The organism is Kitasatospora sp. SC0581 (assembly GCF_048159585.1).
GTDB lineage: Bacteria > Actinomycetota > Actinomycetes > Streptomycetales > Streptomycetaceae > Kitasatospora.
The window spans coordinates 1-311 of sequence record NZ_JBLRWA010000335.1; the positions used below are offsets into that span (position 1 = coordinate 1).

The 311-nt window shown below is 46.6% G+C and carries 1 protein-coding gene; it reads left to right on the forward strand.

Annotation, left to right across the window (positions count from 1 at the left end; all coding sequences use genetic code 11):
- A partial coding sequence (locus ACLWS4_RS38350; RefSeq protein WP_416876619.1) for a hypothetical protein occupies nt 1-311 on the forward strand: 311 nt, incomplete at both ends.

The window sequence follows — 311 nt, forward strand, 5'->3', positions numbered from 1 at the left end:
TCCATACATTCCAACAGTATGCGGAAAAATCAGATATCCATTTTGAAAAGGCCGGCAAAAACACGGACGGATTGAAAGAAGTAAAACTTGGCAACGCGGATGGTTACGCCGATGTAAACGGCCGGGGCATCCGACTGTATACGAACGGAAGAAACAGCATAAAAGGCAGTATTTTAGAAGGGGTATTTTCGGCTTTTACCGACCAGTACAATCTTGCTGCCGAAGTGATGAAAACCGCGCCCGAAAAAGCCGGGGCTGCCTTCGGGAAGGTCAAAAACAATTACATTCAAACAGAATCGCTGCTGCCGAAA